Here is an 18124-nt window from a genome sequence, read left to right as displayed (position 1 = left end):
GATAGTTTTAGAAATATTACGGGTTAAAGCATCCATTCATTTACCTTATGGGTAGATAAGTTGACCTTAAGAGCGCATCAATAATAAATATTAGTACAGAAGGTGCTTGTAATATCACAAAAGTTAGTTTTAATACCACATTTAAACAAACATTCAGATGGGTTTGGGCTTTAAATTCAAGTTACTTCAAAAGGTCATATCAGTTATTCTAGCTGTATTACTCACGCTTTCTCTTGTACTTATAATATGGAAGTATATGGATATAAGTTTTGAAGAAACTCAAGCAGAAATACTATCAAATCCTATATATACAAAAGGAGTTATCACCACAAAAAGGTCATATAAGGGAAAGGGAGTTGATGTTGCTTATCTTATCGGCGGAAAAAAATATTTGTTAACAACAGGAGTTAAAACGGAATTTTACAAACAGTATGAAGTAGGTGATACGGTTGAAATAGTATATTCAAAGAAAAATCCCAATGTTGTATTGTTAAAGCATGACCTAAATGACTAATATTTACCCTAACATTCAAAACCTAAAAAACTATACTCATCAAGCTAATGAGCATAGTCATGACGACCTCCAACAATCAAACTAAAGTTGAATTTCACTGCAAAATGCTTACTTACAGCAAAACTAATTAAAGCTTTTAAAGCTAAATAGGCTTTGCTTATATCCTAAAGTGTGGAGAAATGGTAAGCCTTTTCAATTTTCCACTTTCATCAAACCATAGAAAACTATGTCTATTAACTATATCAAAGGAGACGCAACCGCACCTACACTTTCAGGGAACAAGATTATTGTACATATTTGTAACGACATCGGCGGTTGGGGAAAAGGATTTGTCATGGCTATATCAAAACGCTGGAAAGAACCAGAACTTCAGTATCGCGCTTGGTATAAATCCCAAGAAAATTTTGACCTCGGACAAGTACAATTTGTCCAAGTAGAAGAAAACCTTTGGGTTGCTAATCTTATCGGACAACACAAAATCAATAAGGATGAACATGGAAATCCACCGATTCGCTATGAAGCTGTGTTGGAAGGACTTCAAAAAGTAGGAGTATTTGCAAAAGCACAAAATGCTTCGGTACACATGCCAAGAATCGGTTGTGGGTTAGCAGGCGGAACCTGGGACCAGATAGAACCTCTGATTATCGCTTCGCTGGATGAAAAAGCCAACTCCGTATGGGTTTATGATTTTTAAAAAGGTTTTACTACAAAAAAGAGAAGCAATCGAAAAGAATGAGTGGAATAAAAACGAACTATATACAAACAAAAAAGCCTCTCCATTGGAGAGGCTTGGTAGTCCGTACGGGAATACGCAGGACTACACTTAAATATCTGATTTTCAACCATATAGCACTATCGTAAAATGCTATGGAGAATAGCCGCAGTTCTTAAGCTGTTACTACTAACGCTTCAAATAAGGGCGTAAACAAAATTATTTTGCCTACTTTTTCCTCATTATCCGAACTGATGGTATCGGCTATTCCCAAGTTAAAATTTGTTCGACCCAACTGAGCCATCACCAATGCATTGTTTGTATTCAACAATTGGCTTAATTGCTCATCTTTTCTTTTAATCTGTTCATCCTTATCAATCATTTGTTTTTCTATCCTAGCCAAAATATCTAAGAGATATTTATTATCCTCATTATTTACGCTTTGTTTACTTGCTGGATATAACTCTTCATCATTTTTAGAGCTACTTGATAGAAAGAAACTAACATCAACCTTTAAGTAATCTGCTATTTGCACCAGTGTTTCAAGCTTGAGTGTTCCCCTTTTTAGACTTGTACTCAAACCTTGCTCAGTCATTCCAATTCCTTCAGCTAACTCTTTGAAAGTTCTCCTGTCAGCTATCAATAATTTTTTTACTTTTTCAAGTACTTGAAAATCAGAAACTTTCATATTTATTTTAATTTATGATTAAAAAATATTTGCATCGTAGTGAAAAAAAATATACTTTCGTATCAAATACAACACTAAGTAAACGAAAAATGCACATTTTGAGTGCAAATAGTGTATATTTTTTTTCATTACTTAAGTAAATATTCTAACCAGCGCAAGTTTATGACAACTCTAGACTTTAGAAATTGGAAGGAAGTTTACGGTCTCTTCCAAGGGAATATTCCGAAAACATCTTTAAAACGTTATTGCTTACAGAATGAGTGGTTTCAGGGGATGAAAGAAAGAACTTGGGGTAATCATTGTGTGTATGATACTTTTACTCCAGTCCAAAAAGAGGTAATTTGGGAGTATTTAAAAAAGTATCATCCTGATGAAATGGAACAAGCCTTAGCTTTGCAAAATAACCAATCGTTACAAGAAGTTGCTTAAAATTAAAAACTTAAAGTGTATATGAACGACTTTCTTGTCCTTATATTTATTTCGGTTGTTTTAGCAATAGCCTCAATGACTTTTGATAAAAAACGCCCCCTTGATTAACAAGAGGGCACAAGCTCTACCCAATCTCGTAAACTATTTAGACAATGGGCACAAATAGAAATAGAAAAGCCGCAGAGGAATTCATCAGAAAAAATCACTTTGAGTCGCTAAGAAGAAAAAATCCACATTTGGACTACTTTAAAACAAAAATGGGATACCATCTTCTGCATTTGAACTAGTATAACTAACACCGCAAAGTAGAGCAGTAGGTAGCTCGTTAGGCTCATAACCTAAAGGTTGCAGGTTCGAGTCCTGCCTTTGCAACTAAACCTTAACAACTAACAGTATGATGCCATTACTTCTAGTTCCAGTGTTACTATTTTTCGGAATGATTGAGTTTGTGTTGTGTACTGTAGAGCGGCTTAAGGATCAATTTTCAAAATAGTTTTATCATTCTCACTTTTATCCTTTTACAACCATGAGTACTGTTGAAGTTGAAAACCTCGTAGATTTCTTTGTTAGCGCTATGGCTATGGGCTTTGCCTTTTTTTGTGCCAACTTTGCCTACAGCTTTATTGCTGGAACAAGTTTGGAGGACAAATTAAAAGACTTCGTAGGAGGCGACTTAGAGGATGATAATTAGCATTTTATCGCATTGGAGTGCAGTTTTTTTGAAAATATTCGTGCCATCATTTATCGTTTTCTTTGCGGTTAGGCACTTTATCGAGAAAAACAAAAGAGACGGGTTTAAATAAAGAAAGAGGCTTCATAAATCCATTTGTTTGGATTTATGAATTGAGTGATTAGCTAGACTCCCACAAAATGATGTGGGAGGTTCTTTCTCTAAAGACAATAGGTGTAGAAATAGATTTTAAAGACTACCACACCTTGTGTGGTAGCTTCTTTCCTGACTATGAAAATGATATTAATTCTTTCTATAGCGCTTGTGGTCATTCTCCCATTCAGGAGAAAAGACCGAAACGTATAGTTAAATAAGTTATGCCCTTTCACGGTGTCAGAATGACCTTTTAGGTACGTTCTGTAGGGTTCGAATCCCTCATTGGCAACAAAAGCAAATTGAAGTATCTGCTACAGCTAGTAGTGTGACGACCAAACCTGTGGCGATACTTTGCCCATTTCACAGAATATGAATCTATTTTGCCCTAAATCGACGATTAACACAGACTTCGTAAGGATGCCTAAGACGCTCGAGCAAACAAGCTCAAGCGTTTACAAGCGATACTATGCGCTTGCACAGGAGTTTAATGCCCTACAACATCTAGGTTTGTCAGCAAAGCTTCGCACTCCACATCAAAAAGTGATGGAGGCGATTCTATACAAGTATTTACCTATGTTTCGCAAGCTGGTCAATTCATCTACATGGGTTGACAGTCAGAGTATTCCATCTATTAACATTACCCGTAGAGAGCTAGCTAGACTCATTTCATGTGAGACTAGAAACATCTACAATATCCTTGCTAGACTGTCAAATGCCCGTTTTATTGACATTATAGACAACAATTCTACAGGGGGATACACAATCATCCCAAACCTTTATATCGCCCTTGGTGATGTCAATTTGAAGCCTCAGTTGAAGGCTTTAACAGTCCTACCCAAGGACATCCTAATTACTCAGACGTGGCAAAGTTTTCCGATATTAAAAGACAGGATAAATTTAAACAATACATATATAGCAGTAGATGTTGAATCTACCCAAGAAAATTACGGGGAAAGACACAGGGAAATTGACAGGGAAAAAAAGCAAATTGAGCCCTTTGAACTTTCTTTCCAAAAAAATACCCTTGAAAGTTCCACAAATGACAAGGAAAATGAAACAAGTTGCGCCGCCGACACCGATGATGTGGACAACTATGCAAGCGGTAGAGCTGAATACTTCCGCAACCGCCACCTTGGAGGACATAAGTCTCCCATGCCTAGCAGAACCACCAAACCAGTTCAAGAAAAGCCGATTCAACCACATGAAAAGGCACAATTAATCACCGAATTCTGGAATTACGCTAAGAAGAACCTCTATCCTAAACAGAAATTCAATGGAGAAACAGAGGTGAAAATCAAGAGGTTAATCGGTAGTGATGTATTTGGGCACTTTAATGGCACAGAGAGCTATATCCACTGGAAAACGTTCTGTATGACCAAGATAGCTGAGGTAGATTTGGTGAAAAAGCACAATGAAAAGTACGACCGTGAAGCATACTGGCCACTTAACTACTTCTCGAAGAAGTATCGTGATAGAGGTGGTTTCTTGATTGCCCATGTGTGGCTCAAACGTGAGCAGAAAAAATTCCTTGAGGTAAGATTTGAAGACGAACTGGAAAAAGCGAAGAATTCATTAGCATTTGGTATCATACCACGTGGGCAAAAAGGTAAAATACTTTCGATTAGCGAGTTATCTCTTTACTGGGCAAAAAGAATATCAAAAAGAACAAGTCCAGAAACACTAGAAAAATATTACTCATTCATATCCAACACAAACTTATCATCACAATGGACGAATTAATCAGAACTGCCGAATGGCATATCAAGTACAGAATGCCGTCGGGAACAAACATTGCGCTCACCAGCAAAGGAACGCCAATTCAAGTTTATCAAAACAAATACCTAAACAAGCGCATCGAAAGTGCTGAGAATATGATAAATAAGTTCAGAGGCTTCGACCTTGCGATTATCTACGCCAAGGAGCCTAAAACGGGTAAAGATTTGGGCGAAATTGCAAGATTCGACAACGAAACGAAAAGATTAGTCTTTTCAAAACCACTCTAAAAAAACGGGTCAAAACACTTAATATCGGGTCACATGAAGGCTTTTGAAAATCCTACAACAATTCCACTCCAGATTAAGCGAAAATACAGCGAAATGCCTCTTTCTGAACGAAAAAAGCTCTACAGCATCATCAGGGAGGAACTTGGATATGGAGAAAATACAGATAATTCGAATATCCGAAAAATGCTCAGAGGACAAAGAAATGTCACTCCGCAAATTGTCAAGAGGCTTTCGGATTTCTTGGGTCTTTCCAGACAACAGTTTCAAGGAAATATTCAGATGGACATCATGGATATTGTAGGAACGATTAAACCAAATGTATCCCTACCCCAATCTACACATGAACTACATCATCATCACAAAAGCTAAAGGAATCACTTTTATCAGGCTAAAAGACCGTTGGGAGCAACAAACCAATGTCGATTTCTCAAACCAGAGTAACATTATCAATTTTTCGACCCGACTGAGTGCACAATACTATTCAATTTATTTGAAAGACTCAGAACCCGATTGCAGAAACAAAATCATTCAGCCAGCAACCTTAACTCTTCAAAATGGACAATGGATAATTTCAGTCATTTGACGAATAGCCAAGTTATCAAACTACGTGAGGATATTATCTACACTTATGGTAAGTACCTTAGATGTATTAACAATACAGAAAAATCTAAATATTCTGTAAGACTACAATTTCTTTGTTTGGATTTAGGAGTTGATTTTTCCCACTTGATTGACAAAGGCATCGTAAAATATCAGGCAGAGGAAGAGCAAGAAGACATTGACGAAGAAAATACCTCACTTGACTTAGAATCAAATCTTACACCAATTGGACAATGTCACTTCTGCGGTGAAAACCTAAAAGACAAACGAAAAGGAAGCCTATTTTGCAATTCAAAACATCGTGCTTCTTATCATAATAACCAGAAAAAAAGCGTCCGCTAGTTGCTACCAATTTAAGCCAGGGAAACTACCATTTTTTCACTCTGCAGATACATTTTTGGTAGCAAAAAAATCAAAGCTCTCACAGGAGCATCACTCAACAGCAATTCATAAATCAAATATTGGTAGCAAAATGGAACTCAAAATCATTAACCTTCGAGACCTTGACAGTCAGGAAAATCAGGACATTGTTGAAATCATCAGTGAGGTCATGAACCAAAAGTATAATCACTCAGCATATAAAGCAGTTCAGCATATCATTCGAACCTACAAAAGACAAGAGTCTGAAATCAATAAGCTAAGGAATGAGCTGCAAAAACTCAAAAAGGAAAACGAACAAAGCCAAAAAGAGCAGTCAGATACAATCAATGAGCTTCTATCAGCAATTGAAGGATTCAACAAGTTTTTGATAGTTGCAAATAAAGTGACACCAAAGAAGTAGTAATAAACAATCACATTCAAATCAAAACATCATGGACGCAGTAAGATTTAGAGTACTTGCAATTGAAGGCAAAAGAAGTACAAATTCAGATATTAAGATTGGTGGAACTTATGTAGGAGAAACTAACGACCTCCGAAATAGAGTGTATTACACCGATGAGGCTGGTGACGATTGGATATTCTATGTAGATGACACTTGCGAAATCATTGACCTATGAACAGAGTCGGCATAATGATAAATTTTTATGAGTATAATGCCCTCAGGGCTTATACTCATCGTGAAAAAAGCATGATAGAGGCTTATTACAAAAGGCAGAATTCAACATCATTCTGGATTCTTGACCCTAGTCTAATTGTAGCCTCTCTCTTTCATTCACATTTCGAGTACGAATACAAAGAATCTGACTACGGCTCCAGTATCATGAAATTCCAAATCCATGAGGCGATGGCACTCTCAAATGCCCTGTCTACGCTAGGAGAACCAATATTCGAAAACTTGCACAGTCGACTTAGTGATGAGATAGCCAAATGGAAACCGTCGCTAAGTGCTTTGACATTTGAACAGTGGTATCACAAATCTGGCTATCAAAGGATATTTGGAGAATTTGAAGAACTGGATGAACTACTTGTCGAAATGCTACAACAAACCTTTAACGACGATAATATTAAGGAAGATTTCTAATCTAAATACCCTGTAGAGCTCAGCCACTTTACAGGGCTCACCTAATGGTTGACAATAATAAAATGGCAATACACATGAAAAATAATCAAGAAGCGGTTGAGAGATTTGACCAAGCTCACGGAGCTAAAATTAATAGACTTTTTTGGATTGCTGGCTCATTGGAAAGTAGAGATTTAAAGGATTTATTGAACGATGATATGGGAGAGTCCGATTTTGAGAAATGTTTTCCAGAAGTGTTCAATTCAGAGTATTTTAATGATTACAAGGATAATAATGAACTACTACAAGCCTTAGTAGATTTCAGAAAGTTCGGACTACTTGCAGAAATTTTAATCCCCGAAGCTGATTGCTTTCGATATGAAAATGACAGACCTGTCTCTTGGTCTATTCATCAAGGAATATGTAGAATCGAGTACGTGTATGAAGAATCCCTTGCTAAGCTAATGCTTAAAATTGAAAAATCAGCGGCAATTGTATTTAGAGAATATATTGATGCAGACAAGAAAAAAACACAGACTAAACAGAATGAAAAAAAAGCCACAGTACCAGAGTAGAGGTAAATTATTGCTTAGAGTAATACTATCTCCATTCATTTTTCTGTATGGTTGTATTTTACTAATTGTCTTTACGTTTTACCCATTACCCTTGCTAGTTCTTTATAGCATCATAGGAATAGCTTTTAATCCATTCATTTGGCTTTTACGAGTGTCTGGTGTTGAAATAGATAGTATATCCCCATTTTTTAACTATCCAAATAGAAGTAAAATGTTCGGGCACTTTATTGGACTAACTGTTTATATCTGGTCTCCATTCTTTATGGCATACTGGTATATAAAATATGCTGTTATCTACAATGCCAATATTCCACACAGTAAGAACTTTCGGTAGCAATAGTACTATCAAAGTATCTACTTTAGTCGATTTTATTTCATTATTGCTACCAATTTCAACCTGATCAGCTCTGTGGCCACAACAGGTAGCTCTGCAAATTGGTAGCAATTTAACTCACCTGCAGATGGCGAAACTCAACAAAGCTGAAAAGCAAATGTTTTTGGAAATCTTTGAAAAATGTACATTTAAAATTGAATATGGGCTTGAGGATACGATAGCTGGTTCAGATGATGTCCTAGAAGAACAGCCTTACATCAAAGCTGACATGGAACTACTATCACATATTAAAATGCTCAATAACTGGATTCTAACGTATTGTAAATAAATCAACCACTCTCAAATACAAACCAATGAAAATTATATCACCAAAAAACAAACAACCCTTTCAGCGTGACATCACTGATAATGCTACTATCGCCTTAAAAGGTATTATAGAAAATGGCAATAAAGCCTTACGGATAATCGCTACTCCTATTAATGGCGGGGTAGCTTTTGAGAAAAAGGTCACTTCCACAACAAATGACTTTTTGACATACATTAGGCTTGAGAAAGGTCTCTATGAAATTAAGATTAGCAATAACCAAGAAAATGCCTCCATTATCGTAGCAGTTGGTGACATTTACACCATTATTGGACATAGTTTTACAGGTGGATGGGGATCTAACTACTGCACCGATGAACGTGTTATTATTACTGCATCTTGCTTTAACAAGGATATGACCAATCCTGACTTTTATAAGAATACTGGATTCATTTCAATGAAGGATTTTTCTGAACACACAGCGACAGACTTTCAGAATGTAGATGATGAGATTGTATTCTGGCAAAAAAGGGGTATTTGGGGTAAACTAGGTGATATTCTTGCTAAAAATAATGATTGTCCAGTTGCATTTATTAATGCAGGATTCGGAGGCTCAACACTTCAGCAGTGGGAGTTGTCAGCAAAAAATCAACCATTCGCTGGTACATTTGTTGACTCTTCTCGCAGAATGCCTATTATAAAGTTTCTCAATGTGTTGAAGTATATTGTTCCTCAAACAGGAATTAAGGCGGTTCTTAGTATTCATGGAGACAATGACGTAGACCTCACGAATTCTGCTGATGTAATCGCACAACACTATCGTGTAATAATTGATACTGCTAGAAAGGAATCAGGTATCTCTAACTTACAATTCATAGTTGCACCATCTGTTACGAATTTTGAGAACCGTAAATTTATTATTGATGGAACTTTGTTAGCTATTGAGCAAAACCCCAATACCCTCAAGGGACCTGACATCTACAAATATGGAAATGAGTATAGGTTAGAAGATAAAATTCATCTTAATCTGGAAGGAGAGAAAAAGGCAGCAGAGGATTTTGCAGAATTGTTAGTGCACAGTGCTAATGAACCATTTACTCTATATAGAGATGTTAAAATGCCTATTGTAAGAGAAAAAAAGAGCTTATTGGAAATGATTTTCCTATTTATCCTAGCACCGATTATTTTTATTGCTCTTTTATCTACTTTCTTATCAACTTTTACCAAGAAAGTGGAAGCTAGTGATTAGTTATAGCTTGTAATAATTCATTTTCAAAAAGCCTCTTAAATTCGTTTAGAGGCTTTTTGAAAATTACAATTCCATCTCATAACTAATTTACACGTAACCTTACCTGAAATATCCTCTCCAAAAGCGTTATCTCCTCTCCATAAAACGTATTTCTTTCGTAAAAAAATGATGGAAGCTTTGTGCGGAGTCCCCCTCTGTTAATGTGGCGATTAAATGTAGCTCTACTTTCGCAATTAAGTATAGTCCTAATTTCCTTTTTTGTAATACCTCTCATCGGTCTAAAGTTAGAATTGTTTCAAAAGCGTTTCATTAATGTTTCAATAGTGTATCAGGGCTTGCGTACGAAGTGTAGCCATCACACCTTTACAAAAAAAGGCAGATGCTAACTAAAGAGAGGATGAGTGAGGTTTTTGTAGTATCTCTGGAAAAGACTATCAAAAATACACTTTTTCTCTCTTCTAAACAACTACGACCATGACTGAAATTGTAGGAAATGTTCAAGAAAACCTTGAACATGATGAAGCTATCAGAAATCAGAAGTCTGAACAATTAAGACAACACCTCTCTGCTATCAATACACTCTCCAAAGAATTGAATGATTTGGGTCTTGCTGTCAATATTTTTGACACTGAAGATGAAGACAATAATGTCATTTCAAATCCTGTAACACTCATTGCTGAAATTTCAAAACCATACTAATCATGGAAGATATTGCACGTGTCGGTATTGGGGCAAGAGTACCTGAACTGACCAAACGGAATCTTGAAATAGAGGCTAGTTTTTTTGGATTTGAAGGGCTATCAGCTTTACTCAATTACCTGATTTTAAACAGAACCTTCCTCTACATCAACAGGCTTGATTATGACTCCCACAAAGTGCATATCTGTCTGTCAGAAAGTGAACTTTCGGAGTTATACGAGGTAGCTCAAAACCGAGAAAAAGGACAAAATGAAAGCCAAAAACAGGATTTTCAGGACTTTTTAAAGGAGGTTTTTTTTACAGGTTTAGCCAAAATTGCGTTAACGCACCCACACCCTCTCACTCAAAGCACTGAAAATAGTGTAAACGCTGTTAACCAGCTGTTTACACGTGTTAACGCTAGCGTTAACGAAGTAAAATATGGCGTTAACGCCGTTAACGACTACCAATATGAAGGTGAGCATGAGGAAAAAACATCCCAAATTCAGACGCAAAGCACGTTCGCTACTAAGCTTCGTCTTGAAGAACTCGAAACACAGCTTCAGCAAGCACAACAGGAAGCAATTTATTATCGCAGTCAGTACGAAAAACTCACGCTTGTACAAGCTTCTCAACAGGAGAACACGACAAGCTATCAGGCTTTATCCTTGAAGTTTGACGAACTACTCAAGGGCTTGGAATATGTCTTTGAGGTAGCTGCCAATCTTGCGAATGAACCTCATTGGATATCGAGAGATTATACTCCAGAATACTTTGCTGAACTCTTAGAAAAACATGAAAGTACTAGCGGTCGTTGAAATAGATGATACCACTCATGCGCCCTTGGAGGTATGCAAAATCTACGATGAAGGAGACACAGCGTTTTGGGATTCATTCTTTCAGGAGGCTCTTAACAACCTGCAGTATCGTAATCAGATTTCTAAAACTGAGGAGTTCAATCAAGTCCATCTAAAGGCACTATTCGAGATGCTTATCAAGCAAGGAGTGCTCACGACTCAAGGGCTTCAGCTAGAACCTTTGATTATGCACACAGTCGAAAAGCATTATGCTCAGACAAAGTTTCGTTGGAGCTGGAGAAAGAAAAAAGCAAAACAACTGGAGGAAAAATATCTACAAGCTTCTTCAGCTTTTCAATCACGTGTGAGAGAGAATATCTGGACAGCGACTATGCTTTGGGGTAAGAAGTTTGTTAAGAGTACACGAATCGGCAAAGCGATTATAGAGGCTATCGAAAGACTAGACAAAAAATAAAATCATCATGTTTGATAATCTAAAAAAAACCTTCAATATGGGCAAAAGTGTGTTAGACTCTACACAACAATTCGCTCAAAATGTCAATAATATTACACAAGGTCCTGGGCTATTCGGTTTAGCGGGTACTCCACAACAAACGAGTGAAATTCCTCAGCAAAGTTATCCCTATCAAGAGCCAACAACTGTTAATTACCAACAAGCAACCATTGCTCCAGTTCAGGCTACCTTCGCTGCTCCTATCGAACAGGTGGAAAAGAACCTGCGACAAGAAGCAAAGATTAACGCTCGAAGAATCTGTTCCGTACTACGTCAAAAGGGTGTAACCATGCGTGTACTGTTTACGATGGTGGTAAAGGATTTGGATGAAGAGAAAAAGCTTGAAGACTACGAAAAGGAAAACGACCTTGACGAAATCGATGAAATCACGGATTTGCCTGACGAGATTAGAGTTGCTTTGCAAAACAAGATGAAACTTAAAGAGTTCACCAAGCTCACCACTAACATTGAAGAAGATTTACTTGAGCTTTTAGAGGATACTCTTTTTCAAAAGTACCGACTTGAGTATATGGCTGGTAAGCACCAGATGATCTCAGAAATGGATATCATTAGTATGTACACAACCATCATGACTACACCAATCTATGAATTGGGGGCAGATATGTTGGTGGATAAAGCGCTTAAATACAAAAAGCCCGCTTTGGAATATGGTAAGCAACTCTTAGAAAAATTCACCAACAAGAAAACCTAACATGGAGAAGCTTGGACAATTCATCGAAATCATTTTAACAAGACTTTTAAGCTAAAAACTATGTTTGGATTAGACCCATCAGCCCTGCAAGAAAAAACAAAAGCCATTCAGGAGCATTGTATCAATATGGAAGTGTATCATAAACACGAAAGTGGTGTTTGTGTGATAGTCACTGCCAATAAAATTAAACATTTGGAGTATGATGTTGAAAAGCACTCCCCTGAGCAAGTCAGAGAGGCAATCAATCAATGTTTCGAAAAATGGTCAAATGAAACCAAAGAATTCTTCGAAACTAATATTGATACTATTTTAGAGTCAGTACCAAGAGTATTCCGACAAGAACTCAAAAACCAGCTACTCGGTAGCTAATACAATTATGGATTATCATTTGTACAAGCGCATTCAAGAAGCTTTGTCCAATAGTCCTCCTAATGCTGAGCAACAAGCCCTTAACTGGCTTGTTGTGGGTGCTCAAAAAACTGCAAAGACCACAACAGTGCTTCAGCTTGCCTATATCATTCAAGCAATGGCAATGCAGAAGAAACTTATCAAAAAGGTACTGATTTTTGACCCCATGTGGCATGAGTCTTTTGAGCCAGCAGGTATCCGAAAAGCCATAGGTTTCATTAATCCCAACTTTGTACTACCAAATTACAAAGTCATTACAGTCGATGAAATTCAAAGCTATGGTGCTAGTAAGGAGGATTATTACTGCTGGGCAGTGGTAAGAGATAGAGGCAAAAGGGTTCAGGACTTTTGTCAGGAGGCACTCACCTTGAAGAATGCCATCACCATACTCGACGATGTGGGCTCTCGTATAACGGGGAACGTAAGAAACTTTCCTCAGTATATTGACCTCTTGGCGTACAATAGAATCAATTGTAACGATGTCTTTCTTATCTATCATCAATACAAGTACGTGCCACCCTCGTTTTGGCAGTATTTCCAACGAGCCATTGTCAAACAGTCTAATGAACAGAAGTTTTCGGATGATATTTACCCACGTGATTTGTACATACAAGCGCAAAAAGAAGTCACTTGGGAGAATAAAGAAAGGACATTTCCTAATAAAATGAACTTGGCTTATAGGATACTTCTACCGAACGAAAATCTAATTTTCAAAGAGGATCATGGATACTTTCTCGCCACGGATGAAAGTGGGCACGAATACCTTCTGTTACAAGACCAAATAATTGATTTATGAAAAACTTTGGATTCTACTTTTTTACCTTTTGTATTCTGGTAACTGCTATTAGTTTGGGTACGCTGTTAGGAATCTATGTCTTTTTGAAGCTTATCAGCAAGAATGTCACGAAAAAAGACCTTGAGGATAGAGAAAAACAAATCATTCAAGAAGCTCAAAAAAAAAAGAATCAACAGAGCTCGAATCAAGCCCTTGGAGATTGTTCCCCTACATCCACCACAACTAAGCTAGACGAGGTTTTGGAGGTTGCTCGAAAAATCAAAAACAAGGAATATGACCAAATTGGAGCGCAAAGGGCTATTCTTAGGGAATTCAGAACACCTTGTAATAGACGATTTAGAATTAACTATTTGGGCTATTTCTGGATTCCCCCTGAATACCATGACGACTGGCAAGATGTTGATATTATAGAACAATCCGATTTCAATATTCATCACTATATCAGAAACCTATACAAGTAATCGTGTCACGTAAAGACCTAGTTTATCTTTCAACATTAGCGAAGGAACATAACCTGCATTTAAGGTCCTACATGGATTTGATGGCGGTTTATGGGGATTATCTATTGCATGAATATCAACTAGACTTGAACGATTATAAAGGAAAATGTTTGCCTGCATGGGTCGTACATCTCTGTAGAGAACTCAATCCCTCAGACTTCGAAATCAACTCAATGAAGGAAGAAGGAAGATTTATCCAGTGGCTTGAATGGATTAGTAAAATTAAAAATCGAAAGTATAAGAGCTAATACCATCGCACTTTTGCCAACTACATCGTATTCGAGTGAATTCGAACGTATTTCAGTAAAAACTAGCGTCAAGATTTAAACGAGTCCAACAACCTTTGTAACCTAAAGCAAACACGAATTCACTCTCATTTTAAATTAATACATAGCAAAATGGCTTTAACATTCAACAAAAAGCACCCTTCGACAGACATTAAAGAAGGTGAGCTTATTTTCACTTCAACCGATGCAAATGATGCTGCGGTAAATTACCAAGTCGCTGCCTTGAAGGTAGCAAACATTACGGATCCTGTTGTTATTGTTTTTGACCCACGTCCTAACTTTAACCCTTCCAAAAAATGGTTTTTCCAATCGAAGGAATTCTTAACGATTTTGGGAGCAAGCGCTGAGATTGCAGGTAAATTTGCTGATAAATCAGAAATTGGCGCACTTGAAAATACAGTAGTAGCCAATATTTTTGGTTCATCTCAAGTCCTTTTCACTAGCACGAATGCAACAGCTTTAGGTGATACTACTATCACTTCAGTCACAAAAATTACAGACACTTCTGGAGGCTCATCTGATTCAGGTTCTGGCAATGGCTCTGGCAGTGGCTCTGGCTCAAGCAATAATCCTGGCACTGCTAACGCTTCTACGGACGCAACCACTAAAACTATTTTAGGAATGGCTTGGTATTGGGCAGCAGGCATTGGTGCTGTGATTATCGTTGGTGGTGTATATGTCGCTAAAAAACTCTTTGGCGGAAAGAAAAAGAAGCCCATTGACAAGTAAAAGATACTAGTAGAAAAATTTGAAATCAGGAGAGTCAGCAAAGTACTCTCCTGATTTTCTAAGACTTTGCTCTCTCACCCTTAAATCTTCTCACTATGACTAAAGATGAAGTAAGGGAAACACTAAAGGAAGAAGCTAAGGAAAAAGCTTACACGTTCATTGACTTCGTAATTGGCGCAATTTTCATGGCGCTCTTTGTAACCATCGTAGTTTTTGGTGTAAGAGGTTTTTCTAAGCTTTTTTCAAAACTTTTCCCCAAACTAAAAAAGGATGAATAGTATGAACTTTCTCGATTATCTCACCACCTTGACCACTGCTGACACTCGGCAGGCTCAAGGAAGGCTGGTGAAAGTCTCTGCTACAACCGCTTACGGTTTGACATTCATTTTTTCCGATGCCAAACCAAGCGTGATTACGTATCCCAAAGGCGCTTTGTTAGGAAGGATTAGACAAACTACTACGGTAGTAGATAAAACCTCGAAGAAAACGGTTGCCTACACTGCTATAGATTTGGACGAACCATTGTTGGTCGATGCGGTCAACCAAAAGTACCTAACCTATCTCTGGTTCAAACCTACTGAGATTGAATTTGCAGATAATGGTGAACAACCTAAAGCAGATGAAAAGACGGAGCTAGCCCCTTTGTATTGCAATACCACCTCAGGGGTAAAACTTCGACCAGAAGCTAATACGCTTAAAAAAGAGCTGAAAATTGTAAACTACGGTAACATTGTAGGATACACCGATAAAAGCACTAAGAAGTACCTGACCATTACCTTTTTAAAGGTATTTGATGCCAAAGGAAAGGCCATCGGCTGGGTCGCTAGTGATTATGTATCGTATAGCAAACCACAAGCCAAGGCTTTACCTAAAGTTGATTCCTCTGGTGAGTCAAGCTCTGTGATTGTTACTCAAGATGATGACCCTCAATCAGGGGTTTCGGATTCAACTGGAGCTGGGATTTTGAAAGTAGCGCTGTATGGCTTTTTCTTTTTGCTTTTTAGTCTGTTCTTCTATTCTATGTATCGTGCTTATAAAGACAAAAAAAATGAAAGAAAAGCTAAACTGGTATAAGACCTTGTTGGTCACAAAGCCCATTACAGCCATCCTTTTATTCCTTGTTCCCATTGGTCTTATTGGATACTTTATTTTCAATCTTGGTAAAGACAAAGGCTTAAACACTCCTCCAAGTGATGCCCCATCTCCTGAATACCAGCCTCCAACGGCTCAGGAGAAGTCAGTCTTCGAGGAATGGACAAAGACCACAGGAAAAGTAATTGTAGAACAGGCTCACAGCTATTTTACGGCATGGTATAGCAAGGTATGGTATGGCGAAATGCGTGATTTGTGTCATATTCTCAAGGAGTTGACCGATAAAGAGTTGATTTGGATAGCTAACGACTACAACCGAAAATACTTCAAAGACGGGACGTTCTTAACAGAGTTTATTGAGCACAAACTCTATTCCGCAGCAGCATACGACAGTGTACTTACTAGGCTCACAAAACTCAAGGCAAAGTAATGGCGAACATCTTAGATACTCTTGCCAACATCCTTTCTACAGACGAAATCAAGGATTTTATTACGGGCAAGAAAAAGCCTGAAATCACCGTGAATACCAACGTAGAGATGGAAACTGAAACAATCAAGAATATCGCATTCTATTTGTTTCTGGCACTCGGAGGTTTTGCTATCATTTTAGCATTCCTCATGTTTTGGGCAATGAAGTTTGCCCTATCATCATTCAAAAATTAACCCCTCAAAATGGCAATGGGAAAGAATTTGGATAAAAATATCAATATCAACGAACTCAAGGCACAAGCGGAGAAGAAAAGGCAAGATGCTGAGCTAGAGTTGCAACGAGTCGAACAACTGCAACAAGAACAAAAAGAAGCTGAGAAACAGCAAAAAATAGATGAAAGGCAGGCTCTTCTCGACAACGTTGCAACCTTCATGGCTCAGTCAAGGCAAGAAGCACTAGCAGGAAATCTCACAAAGGCAGAAACGCTCAAGGGATTTGCTGAGGATGCTAAAAAGCTGGCAAATGAAATCCAGATTGATGGTGAAGAATTAGAAGATGAAGTAGTTGAACTACCCACTGAGCCATTCTTTGGCAAAGGGTATTCGGTAGCAAGACGATGGATTCTTACAACATTATTCACTTTGGCACTCTTTGCTATTTCAAGCTATCTCAACCACCTTGTCAAGCTTGAGGGAACAGACATCTCAATGGCAGTGCGATCGGCTTGGATTGACTTTATTATCAAGCTTAATCACTGGTCGATTATGTGGCTCATTGTAGACGTCTCCTTGCTGATCAACTGGAGCGTTGTGTACCGATTCAGAAACAACCACGAAGCACCCGAACATAACTTAATATCGAAATGGTTTCTCAATTGCTCAGACGAATTCCAAGTAAAGCAAGCCTTGTATTTGGTATATGCCAAAGCTTTCTCATTTGCCATCATGTATTTAGCCAGTCCAATCACCAATTCCTGATTAGACAGGCTGTAGTAGACACGATGAAAAGCCTCTATAACAATCTGGAAAGACCCAACAATAGAGGCTTTCTCATTGACAAAATCAACAAAACGGCAGGTGCACCAAAAGGTTCAGCCTATTGCTCAAGTGGAATTATCTACATTGGTAAGTGTAACAGGCTTCCTGTAAAAGCCACCCCACGAGCGCTGTCATGGTTAAGACATTCAGCTATCAAACGACAACATGGCAAAGCTGTTAATAGTGAGCCTGTCGTAAAAGGTGATGTAGCTCTTTTCAATTGGTCAAAAAACCAATGGCACGTTGAGGTCGTAACCCAATGGAATATTGCAGGTGACAAAACAAGGTTTCGTACTGGAGGCTTTAATACGGGCTCTCCCTACGACCCCAAACGAAGGAAACAAGGTATTTTCCCACATCTAAGACGAAAACAAGATGCAATCATCCTCAACTACCAAGAGTTCTGGAAGCTCAACAGCAAAGAAGTCAAGGCTCTTAATCATTGGCTCATTCATCGGTATTAGTTTAC

The 18124-nt window shown here is 37.9% G+C and carries 31 protein-coding genes and 1 tRNA gene; 31 read left to right on the top strand and 1 reads right to left on the bottom strand.

The genetic code is table 11. The features are described 5' to 3' along the window. Positions 1-157 precede the first annotated feature (157 nt). Both GVN22_RS20230 and GVN22_RS20225 read left to right on the top strand, forming a co-directional pair. Positions 158-514, top strand: coding sequence for a hypothetical protein (locus GVN22_RS20230; RefSeq protein WP_166552830.1), 357 nt, complete (start codon positions 158-160; stop codon positions 512-514). Positions 515-740: 226 nt separating this feature from the next. Then, complete coding sequence (locus GVN22_RS20225; RefSeq protein WP_166552829.1) at positions 741-1208, top strand: macro domain-containing protein; 468 nt, start codon at positions 741-743, stop codon at positions 1206-1208. A 193-nt stretch (positions 1209-1401) separates the two neighbouring features. On the opposite strand, the gene GVN22_RS20220 is transcribed toward GVN22_RS20225, so the two are convergent. Next, the gene (locus GVN22_RS20220) at positions 1402-1914 is read right to left on the bottom strand and encodes a helix-turn-helix domain-containing protein (protein WP_166552828.1); all 513 of its coding nucleotides are present in this window, start codon (positions 1912-1914) and stop codon (positions 1402-1404) included. Between the two features lie 162 nt (positions 1915-2076). Here GVN22_RS20220 and GVN22_RS20215 point away from each other — a divergent pair, with 162 nt between their 5' ends. From GVN22_RS20215 to GVN22_RS20075, 29 genes are all read left to right on the top strand, one after another. Beyond that, the gene (locus GVN22_RS20215; protein ID WP_166552827.1) at positions 2077-2343 is read left to right on the top strand and encodes a hypothetical protein; all 267 of its coding nucleotides are present in this window, start codon (positions 2077-2079) and stop codon (positions 2341-2343) included. 299 nt (positions 2344-2642) lie between these two features. Further along, a tRNA-Met gene (locus tag GVN22_RS20210) sits at positions 2643-2715 on the top strand. Positions 2716-2869: 154 nt separating this feature from the next. Beyond that, positions 2870-3034, top strand: a complete 165-nt coding sequence (locus GVN22_RS20205; protein ID WP_166552826.1) for a hypothetical protein — start codon at positions 2870-2872, stop codon at positions 3032-3034. A 552-nt stretch (positions 3035-3586) separates the two neighbouring features. After that, positions 3587-4909: a hypothetical protein gene (locus GVN22_RS20200; protein ID WP_166552825.1), complete on the top strand. Its 1323-nt coding sequence runs from the start codon at positions 3587-3589 to the stop codon at positions 4907-4909. Beyond that, entirely contained in the window at positions 4897-5172 is a 276-nt protein-coding gene (locus tag GVN22_RS20195; protein WP_166552824.1) for a hypothetical protein, read from the top strand. The genes GVN22_RS20200 and GVN22_RS20195 overlap by 13 nt, the downstream gene beginning before the upstream one ends. Positions 5173-5205: 33 nt before the next feature. Then, entirely contained in the window at positions 5206-5541 is a 336-nt protein-coding gene (locus tag GVN22_RS20190) for a hypothetical protein (protein ID WP_166552823.1), read from the top strand. Then, positions 5513-5755 carry a hypothetical protein gene (locus GVN22_RS20185; protein WP_166552822.1) on the top strand — a complete coding sequence of 81 codons (243 nt, stop codon included), beginning with the start codon at positions 5513-5515 and terminating at the stop codon, positions 5753-5755. Before GVN22_RS20190 ends, GVN22_RS20185 begins: the two co-directional genes overlap by 29 nt. Further along, positions 5734-6114 (top strand): hypothetical protein, encoded by a 381-nt coding sequence (locus GVN22_RS20180; protein WP_166552821.1) that lies wholly within the window; start codon positions 5734-5736, stop codon positions 6112-6114. Before GVN22_RS20185 ends, GVN22_RS20180 begins: the two co-directional genes overlap by 22 nt. A 130-nt stretch (positions 6115-6244) precedes the next feature. After that, positions 6245-6553, top strand: coding sequence for a hypothetical protein (locus GVN22_RS20175; RefSeq protein WP_166552820.1), 309 nt, complete (start codon positions 6245-6247; stop codon positions 6551-6553). 31 nt (positions 6554-6584) lie between these two features. Continuing rightward, positions 6585-6770 carry a hypothetical protein gene (locus tag GVN22_RS20170; protein ID WP_166552819.1) on the top strand — a complete coding sequence of 62 codons (186 nt, stop codon included), beginning with the start codon at positions 6585-6587 and terminating at the stop codon, positions 6768-6770. A 14-nt stretch (positions 6771-6784) separates the two neighbouring features. Further along, complete coding sequence (locus GVN22_RS20165; RefSeq protein WP_166552818.1) at positions 6785-7234, top strand: hypothetical protein; 450 nt, start codon at positions 6785-6787, stop codon at positions 7232-7234. Positions 7235-7308: 74 nt separating this feature from the next. Beyond that, the gene (locus tag GVN22_RS20160; RefSeq protein ID WP_166552817.1) at positions 7309-7788 is read left to right on the top strand and encodes a hypothetical protein; all 480 of its coding nucleotides are present in this window, start codon (positions 7309-7311) and stop codon (positions 7786-7788) included. A gap of 461 nt (positions 7789-8249) precedes the next feature. Next, positions 8250-8450: a hypothetical protein gene (locus GVN22_RS20155; protein ID WP_166552816.1), complete on the top strand. Its 201-nt coding sequence runs from the start codon at positions 8250-8252 to the stop codon at positions 8448-8450. A gap of 25 nt (positions 8451-8475) precedes the next feature. Beyond that, entirely contained in the window at positions 8476-9675 is a 1200-nt protein-coding gene (locus tag GVN22_RS20150) for a hypothetical protein (RefSeq protein ID WP_166552815.1), read from the top strand. 474 nt (positions 9676-10149) lie between these two features. Beyond that, positions 10150-10374: a hypothetical protein gene (locus GVN22_RS20145; RefSeq protein ID WP_166552814.1), complete on the top strand. Its 225-nt coding sequence runs from the start codon at positions 10150-10152 to the stop codon at positions 10372-10374. 2 nt (positions 10375-10376) lie between these two features. Then, positions 10377-11171 (top strand): hypothetical protein, encoded by a 795-nt coding sequence (locus tag GVN22_RS20140; protein WP_166552813.1) that lies wholly within the window; start codon positions 10377-10379, stop codon positions 11169-11171. After that, positions 11149-11625, top strand: a complete 477-nt coding sequence (locus tag GVN22_RS20135; protein WP_166552812.1) for a hypothetical protein — start codon at positions 11149-11151, stop codon at positions 11623-11625. The genes GVN22_RS20140 and GVN22_RS20135 overlap by 23 nt, the downstream gene beginning before the upstream one ends. A gap of 7 nt (positions 11626-11632) precedes the next feature. Continuing rightward, positions 11633-12376, top strand: coding sequence for a hypothetical protein (locus GVN22_RS20130; protein ID WP_166552811.1), 744 nt, complete (start codon positions 11633-11635; stop codon positions 12374-12376). Positions 12377-12436: 60 nt separating this feature from the next. Next, positions 12437-12745, top strand: coding sequence for a hypothetical protein (locus tag GVN22_RS20125; RefSeq protein WP_166552810.1), 309 nt, complete (start codon positions 12437-12439; stop codon positions 12743-12745). A 7-nt stretch (positions 12746-12752) separates the two neighbouring features. After that, the gene (locus GVN22_RS20120; RefSeq protein ID WP_166552809.1) at positions 12753-13580 is read left to right on the top strand and encodes a hypothetical protein; all 828 of its coding nucleotides are present in this window, start codon (positions 12753-12755) and stop codon (positions 13578-13580) included. Continuing rightward, the gene (locus GVN22_RS20115) at positions 13577-14041 is read left to right on the top strand and encodes a hypothetical protein (RefSeq protein WP_166552808.1); all 465 of its coding nucleotides are present in this window, start codon (positions 13577-13579) and stop codon (positions 14039-14041) included. Before GVN22_RS20120 ends, GVN22_RS20115 begins: the two co-directional genes overlap by 4 nt. A gap of 2 nt (positions 14042-14043) precedes the next feature. After that, positions 14044-14328: a hypothetical protein gene (locus GVN22_RS20110; protein ID WP_166552807.1), complete on the top strand. Its 285-nt coding sequence runs from the start codon at positions 14044-14046 to the stop codon at positions 14326-14328. Between the two features lie 150 nt (positions 14329-14478). Further along, on the top strand, positions 14479-15096 hold the full coding sequence (locus tag GVN22_RS20105; RefSeq protein WP_166552806.1) for a hypothetical protein: 618 nt from the start codon (positions 14479-14481) through the stop codon (positions 15094-15096). Positions 15097-15191: 95 nt separating this feature from the next. Continuing rightward, complete coding sequence (locus GVN22_RS20100; RefSeq protein WP_095160463.1) at positions 15192-15374, top strand: hypothetical protein; 183 nt, start codon at positions 15192-15194, stop codon at positions 15372-15374. Position 15375: 1 nt separating this feature from the next. Next, a complete protein-coding gene (locus GVN22_RS20095; protein ID WP_166552805.1) occupies positions 15376-16170 on the top strand; it encodes a hypothetical protein in 795 nt (264 codons plus the stop codon). Next, positions 16145-16618, top strand: coding sequence for a hypothetical protein (locus tag GVN22_RS20090; RefSeq protein ID WP_166552804.1), 474 nt, complete (start codon positions 16145-16147; stop codon positions 16616-16618). The genes GVN22_RS20095 and GVN22_RS20090 overlap by 26 nt, the downstream gene beginning before the upstream one ends. Continuing rightward, positions 16618-16851: a hypothetical protein gene (locus GVN22_RS20085; RefSeq protein WP_166552803.1), complete on the top strand. Its 234-nt coding sequence runs from the start codon at positions 16618-16620 to the stop codon at positions 16849-16851. Before GVN22_RS20090 ends, GVN22_RS20085 begins: the two co-directional genes overlap by 1 nt. A 15-nt stretch (positions 16852-16866) precedes the next feature. After that, complete coding sequence (locus GVN22_RS20080) at positions 16867-17595, top strand: hypothetical protein (protein WP_166552802.1); 729 nt, start codon at positions 16867-16869, stop codon at positions 17593-17595. 23 nt (positions 17596-17618) lie between these two features. Continuing rightward, the gene (locus GVN22_RS20075) at positions 17619-18119 is read left to right on the top strand and encodes a hypothetical protein (RefSeq protein WP_166552801.1); all 501 of its coding nucleotides are present in this window, start codon (positions 17619-17621) and stop codon (positions 18117-18119) included. Positions 18120-18124: the final 5 nt, after the last annotated feature.

The organism is Cellulophaga sp. BC115SP (assembly GCF_009905545.1).
Taxonomy (GTDB): domain Bacteria; phylum Bacteroidota; class Bacteroidia; order Cytophagales; family Spirosomataceae; genus Flectobacillus; species Flectobacillus rivi.
The sequence above is the reverse complement of the archived record's forward strand: the minus strand, read 5'-3'. Positions and strand labels throughout refer to the sequence as shown.